This window comes from Bradyrhizobium sp. LeoA1Lang (genome assembly GCF_055413685.1).
On record NZ_JBVAPG010000386.1, the window covers coordinates 1 to 1,547 of the forward strand.

Below are 1,547 nucleotides of genomic sequence, written 5' to 3' on the forward strand. Positions count from 1 at the left end.
CTAAGGCTACCAATTTTGTTCTTCGACAAGTAGGCGTCGAACAGCGCGAGCGTCTTCTCTTCGACAAGATAGCGCCGTCGCAAAGAACGCTTGTGAGCGAGGAATTGCTCGATCTCGCGGCCAAGAAAACTCTGGAAACGTGCATCGGAGCTCACAGCACGTCCTCCCCATTGCCGAATGCAACCTCACGCAGCTGTTCGACGGCGATCTTCCCGTAGATCTGGGTGGAGGAGGCGCTGCGGTGGCCGACGTAGTCGCCGATATGCTTCAGGGGGAAATTGGCGTTTAGCAGGCGCTGCACACAACTGTGCCGTAGGACATGCGAACCGGCGCGTGGCACGCGAATGCCGGCTTTGCGGATGAAATGGGCGGCGCGACAGACAACCGCGGCGGAGCCAATCGGGGCGTGCGGAGCACAGCAGCGCATAAACACCTCGCGGCATGTCGTGGCTGGTCGCCCGTTTTTGAGGTATTCGACGATCGCTGCTCCCACCACCGCCGAGAGCGGATAAGTGGTGGTATTGCCTGCTTTGCGTTCCCTGATCTTAAGCCGTTCGTTGCGCCAGTCGATGTCATCGAGCGTGAGCGAGGCGACCTCCGCCCGCAGCCCATAGGTCGCAAGCAACAGCATCATCGCATAATCGCGCTTGCCAGAGGCGGACCGTCTGTCGATACCCGCCAGCACTTGCTCGACCTGCTCCCAACTGATCGATCGTGGCACGCCAGCGTGCCGGTACGACTGCGGAAACTCGACGAGCGAACTGAGATCCTTGGCCAGAACCCCTTCACGATTGAGATAACGCAGAAAGACCCGCAGGACTCCGCATGCATTGCGCACCGTTGACCAGGACACTCGGGGCGGAGCGTACTCGGCAATGAACCCGCTGAGCACGGTTGGCGATAACTTTGCGAGGTTGTCGACGCGGATGCGTTCAAGGTAGGCCGCGAACTGACGCAAAAAAATTTGGTATTGGTATATCGATCGCTGACGAAGTCCTTTCTCTTCGATCAGGTACCTCAACAACCCCGGTGCTTGGCGTTCGAACGGGTTGTCCGGCTTATGGAGACGACCCCGGCCAATGTAGCCGAGGACCGCCAGCCTTAGCATCTGGCGGATGGGATTGCGTACTTCATCGCCGATCTGCTTGCGTCGCCGGGCTGAGCGTCGTCTAGCACGCTCACCAATCCACGCTTGCACAAACGGCTCGACGTGATCAGGTAGGTTCTTAACCTCGCTGGCGCCGTGAGCTTTTGCGAACTCGCCAAAGCTCACCACGATGGGAATCCGGCGAGACACGCTGCTATCCGTATAGCGCTGCTCCGCCATCCAGCTGACGTACTGCTCGACTTCGGGAGCGATCCAGGACTCGTGAATACGATCGATGGTGGCGGGTCGGATGTAGTACTTCTCAAGCATGACAATCTCCTAAGGAAAGAAGGAGATCACCATGCCACGAGCGCTCCGTTATGTTGCCGCTGTCGCGGAAATAGCGTTTAAAAATGCGGGTTGTGACAGCATTCGGCACATAACGATGTCCGGCACATAA

1 protein-coding gene is annotated in these 1,547 nt (G+C 58.2%); it reads right to left on the bottom strand.

From position 1 onward, the window contains the following. Positions 1 to 151: 151 nt before the first annotated feature. On the bottom strand, positions 152 to 1,417 hold the full coding sequence (locus ACZYOF_RS43665; RefSeq protein ID WP_463719576.1) for a site-specific integrase: 1,266 nt from the start codon (positions 1,415 to 1,417) through the stop codon (positions 152 to 154). Between the last annotated feature and the right edge of the window lie 130 nt (positions 1,418 to 1,547).

Coding starts and splice junctions, on each gene's coding strand:
- ACZYOF_RS43665 (WP_463719576.1), bottom strand. CDS start 1,417: ATGCTTGAGAAGTACTACATCCGACCCGCCACCATCGATCGTATTCAC.